This window comes from Chamaesiphon sp., assembly GCF_041737865.1.
Classification (GTDB): domain Bacteria; phylum Cyanobacteriota; class Cyanobacteriia; order Cyanobacteriales; family Chamaesiphonaceae; genus Chamaesiphon.
In genome coordinates, this window is the sequence record NZ_JBGSQZ010000328.1 from 1 (window position 1) to 4,634 (window position 4,634).

Genomic DNA, 4,634 nt, shown 5'->3' on the forward strand with positions numbered 1-4,634 from the left:
ACTAAGCTGTTTGGCGTCTAAAGCACATATGCTATAATAGCAGTCGCCTGTACGATCTTGAGTCTAATGCCTGCCCTCAATTTTCTCAATTCCGAAACAAAAGAGAAGTTACAAAAGGCACTCAAAGAGCATGAGCATCCAGACATTCGAGAAAGAGTCTTAATACTTTTATTACTAAATGACGGAAATACTCAAAAGCATATAGCTGAATTAATTGGATGCTCTCTAAGCAAAGTTGCCTACTGGTGCGTACATGGAGATCCTGATAATTTAGACAGCCTATCTGATGAAAGGATGAAAGGCAATTATAGAAAAGCCACCGAAGAATATATCAACTTATTACTAGAAGTAATTGAAATAGCCCCTGAAAAATACGGGTATGAGTTCGGAAGATGGACAACAGCTCGACTAGCAATATATCTATAAGAGAAAACGGGAATAAAATTAAGTGGTACACAAGTAAGGAGGATTTTACGCTCAAAAAAGTATGTTTACCTCTGGCCTAAATACAGTCTAGAGGACAAGCAAAATCCAGGTAAAAGAATTATCTTCAAGAAGAAGCTCGAAGAATATTTACAAATAGCAAAAGAATTTCCCAAGCTTTTGCAGGTATGGTTTTGGGATGAGAGTGGATTTAGTTTGCGGGTAATTAGAAGGAAAAATTGGTGCCGCAAGGGTAGTAGAACGAAAACAAGAGGCGATCGAAGAAAAGGTCGGATTAATGTAATGGGAGGAGTGAGATACTAAGACAAGAAAAGATGGGTGGATTTTATTCCAACTGGGAACTCTGTAAATTTTCATTTAGTCTTAACAACTTTCTACGAAGATTTAAAACAAGAATGGATTGCCGCAGGTAATTTAGCTGAAGATTTTCGAGAGAAAGCGGAGTTCGTCCGGTCGGGTTCCCCGACCATGGAACGAACCCAAGCAAGGGTGCAAAATCTTGATGATATTGGACAATGCTAGTTTTCACAAGAAAGAAGAGACTTTACAGAAGATAGCGGCAGAGATGCCGAACTTAATCATCGAATTTTTACTACCATATAGTCCCGATTATAACTTAGTTGAATTGGTATGGCATTCAGCTAAAGAGTATATTGCCAACAGATTATTTGAATCGCTAGAAAAATTAGAGCTTGTATTGAATAACTTGCTAAATGAAGAAGGGCTAATTATAAAATGGAATCGAAAATTAAAGAATAAGGGTAATGCAGTTAACGTGGTTTAGATGTTCGACAGCTTATCAGGATTTGTACTTGTGAATCAATATACTCACTTTTCCGATAGCCAATATTCAGTAGCCGAATTTTTCATCTTACGCAAGTATCGACGGCGCGGGATCGGTCGTCAAGTTGCTGTCGATCTATTCGATCGATTTCGTGGTCGATGGGAGATTTCTAAACTTCCCACAAATCTCCCCGCTCTGAGATTTTGGAGTAATGTCATCAAAGTGTATTTAACAGAGAATTACACTGAGACGGTTGTAGAAATACAGAATCAAAAGGGAGTTATTAGCTGTTTTGATAATTCAATCTCAATTTAAAGCGAAAACAAAATTACAAGGTAGCGAACAATGCAAAATCTTTATAGCATAATCGATCGCAATCTCTCTCATCCAGATTACGGGCGGTTGCTACAGTATTGCGATCGAGCCAACAATTACGTGACTGAATAGCCACTAAATTGACGTTTGAAGGGAGAATGAAAACCCAGGACGATATCGGATGCTGGCACTCCTTTTTCGGTCATTAATTGGGCGATCGCTGTCTCTGTTCCGTTGTATTGAATCCAGATTTTACCATTTTTAATATCAAAGTGTAAAATCAGACTAAAAATGCGTTGTTGCTTCTCCCAACCTACATAGGCAAGTTGATAATGGTCGTGTTCGGTATCGCAAATAATTTCTGCTTCTACATCGTCAGAGTAGGTATAGGGATGAGCTTGCTCGGTAAGAATTTGACGAATTATTTTTCGGTATTGTTGAAGCTTATCCATTGTTTGATTTCCGCCTCGATCGGAGCGTAAATAACTAACGTCAGTTCGGGATAGAGATTCCCAAACTATGACTCCTAGCTTCGTTTATACACCGCCATCAAATGAATTTGCGGATGGAATCGCGCTGAGGTTCCCTCAGCGTGCGTTCCACCAAGCAGGGGCTAATAGCAAAAGTTCGTTAAAACGAACTAGTCGATCTGGTAGTTCTCTTCTCTTCGAGACGCTTCGCGAACAGAGAACTTGAACTATTAGCCCGTTGGCGTAAGCCTTTCGGAACGAAACACTTCTATTTCAGGGCGGTGGTAGAACGAAGTAAACTGACTTTGCTGAATTCTAGCAGAGCAGATATTAATAGCGACGATCGCAATTCATCCACACAACGCATGAGAGCCATTCACGAACATGTGCTGCTGGTTTGCTCCAAGCTGGTGTCAAAAACTTGACGGCGGTAAACCGGACATAGGCTCTAAAAGAGGATCGAGGGATAATAGAGCTATAAACCTCATCACGCGCTGTATATGAAACCGCTTTTACAAGGTCAGGGATTGCCCCCATTTCCAGAGATTACCCCAGAGCAAGTCGTTCCCGCGATGACCGAATTACTGGCTGAGGCGAACGCAGCATTAACCCAGCTTGAAGCTAATATTATCGCCACCTGGGCGGGATTGGTCGAACCACTCGATCGATTGACCGAACGTATCGGCTGGAGTTGGAGTATCGTCGGACATCTGATGGGTGTCAAAAATAGTCCCGAACTGCGTGCTGCTTATGAAGAAATGCAGCCCCAGCTCGTCCAATTCTGGACGCGATTGGGACAGAGTGCTGCGCTATATCAAGGCTACAAGGCGATCGCCGCCAGTCCCGAATTTGCCAACTTCGACGCAGCCCAAAAACGGATTATCGAGGCTGCCATCCGCGATATGGAGCTATCTGGAGTCGGTTTGACGGGAGAGCCAAAGCAGCGATTTAATGAGATTCAATTGGCACTTGCCGAACTTTCTAATAAGTTCTCTAATAATGTCCTCGATGCGACCAAAGCTTATAGTCTCACTCTGACTAAACCCGAAGAAATCGCTGGACTACCAGAGAGTTTACTCGCTCAAGCCGCTCAATCAGCCAGAGCAGCGGGAAATGAAGCCGCTACCCCCACCGATGGGCCGTGGACGATTACTCTAGATGCGCCTAGTTACGGCCCCTTTATGCAGCACAGCCAGCGGCGAGACTTGCGGGAACAGGTATATAAAGCGGTGGTCAGTCGGGCAGCAGCGGGGGACTATGATAATCTTGGGAATATCGATCGCATCCTCGAATTCCGCCGCGAAAAATCCAACATCCTTGGCTTCGACAACTTCGCCGAACTCAGCCTCGCCAGTAAAATGGCACCCAACGTCGCCGCTGTCGAAAATCTGCTCGAATCCCTCCGTAGTGCCAGCTTTGAAGCAGCTAAACAGGATCTCGAAGATCTCCGCGCTTTTGCCATTTCCAAAGATGCACCCGAAGCCAACGACCTCAAACACTGGGATGTCGCCTACTGGTCGGAACGCTTGCGGGAAGCTAAATTTGATTTTAACGCGGAAGAATTGCGTCCCTATTTCCCCTTAGAGCAAGTACTATCGGGCTTATTTAACCTCGCCCACAACTTGTTTGGCATCAACATCACTGCTGCCGACGGACAAGCACCGATCTGGAATCCCGATGTCCGCTATTTCCAAGTCGCCAACGAGCAAAACCAACCGATTGCTTACTTCTATCTCGACGCATATAGCCGCCCTTCTGAAAAACGCGGCGGTGCGTGGATGGCAGATTGTATCAGTCGCTCCAAATTGACCGACCAAGATGGGTCTAAAGTCCGTTTACCCGTTGCTTATCTAACTTGCAATCAAACGCCGCCAGTAGACGGCAAACCCAGCCTGATGACCTTCGGGGAAGTCGAAACTCTGTTCCATGAGTTCGGGCATGGTTTACAACACATGCTGACCACCGTCGATTTTGTTGGCGCATCGGGAATTAGTAACGTCGAATGGGATGCGGTCGAGTTACCCAGCCAATTTATGGAAAACTGGTGTTACCATCGCCCTACCCTCCTGAGTTTGGGCAAACACTCCGAAACTGGCGAACCCTTACCGGAACACTACTACCAAAAACTGCTCGCCGCGCGGACGTTTATGAGCGGGAGCGGGATGTTGCGTCAAATCCACTTTAGCTGGTTAGATATCGCACTCCACAGTAGCTACAAACCAGGTGGTACGGACACAATTGCCGACGTTCGCAATCGCCTCGCCAAAATCAGCATGGTAATTCCGCCCCTACCCGAAGACAATTTCCTCTGCTCCTTCGGACATATTTTTGCTGGCGGTTATGCGGCTGGTTATTATAGCTACAAGTGGGCGGAAGTCTTGAGTGCGGATGCGTTTGCAGCGTTTGAAGATGCGGGATTGGATGATGCTGACGCGATCGGGACGACCGGACGACGATTCCGCGATACAGTATTATCGCTGGGCGGTAGCAAGCACCCAATGGAGGTATTTACGGCATTCCGTGGACGTGAGCCAGATCCTTCGGCATTATTACGTCACAATGGGTTGGTTGCGACTAAGTAAAAGCGACATTCTAAGTTTTGCGGTAGGGGCAATTCATGA

The 4,634-nt window shown here is 45.4% G+C and carries 3 protein-coding genes and 1 pseudogene; 3 read left to right on the top strand and 1 reads right to left on the bottom strand.

Annotated elements, in window-relative coordinates:
* Positions 1–66: 66 nt before the first annotated feature.
* Both ACEW9J_RS25915 and ACEW9J_RS25920 read left to right on the top strand, forming a co-directional pair.
* Positions 67–1,228 (top strand): annotated as a pseudogene (locus tag ACEW9J_RS25915) (IS630 family transposase).
* Positions 1,229–1,543: a GNAT family N-acetyltransferase gene (locus tag ACEW9J_RS25920; protein ID WP_373547949.1), complete on the top strand. Its 315-nt coding sequence runs from the start codon at positions 1,229–1,231 to the stop codon at positions 1,541–1,543. It abuts the pseudogene before it with no gap.
* A gap of 116 nt (positions 1,544–1,659) precedes the next feature.
* On the opposite strand, the gene ACEW9J_RS25925 is transcribed toward ACEW9J_RS25920, so the two are convergent.
* On the bottom strand, positions 1,660–1,995 hold the full coding sequence (locus ACEW9J_RS25925) for a XisI protein (protein WP_373547950.1): 336 nt from the start codon (positions 1,993–1,995) through the stop codon (positions 1,660–1,662).
* A gap of 518 nt (positions 1,996–2,513) precedes the next feature.
* On the opposite strand from ACEW9J_RS25925, the gene ACEW9J_RS25930 reads away from it, so the two are divergent.
* Positions 2,514–4,595, top strand: coding sequence for a M3 family metallopeptidase (locus ACEW9J_RS25930; protein WP_373547951.1), 2,082 nt, complete (start codon positions 2,514–2,516; stop codon positions 4,593–4,595).
* Positions 4,596–4,634 lie beyond the last annotated feature (39 nt).

What these genes read in the sequence shown, in the direction of transcription:
- ACEW9J_RS25930 (WP_373547951.1), top strand. Translation starts at nt 2,514, where the DNA reads ATGAAACCGCTTTTACAAGGTCAGGGATTGCCCCCATTTCCAGAGATT.
- ACEW9J_RS25920 (WP_373547949.1), top strand. Translation starts at nt 1,229, where the DNA reads ATGTTCGACAGCTTATCAGGATTTGTACTTGTGAATCAATATACTCAC.
- ACEW9J_RS25925 (WP_373547950.1), bottom strand. Translation starts at nt 1,995, where the DNA reads ATGGATAAGCTTCAACAATACCGAAAAATAATTCGTCAAATTCTTACC.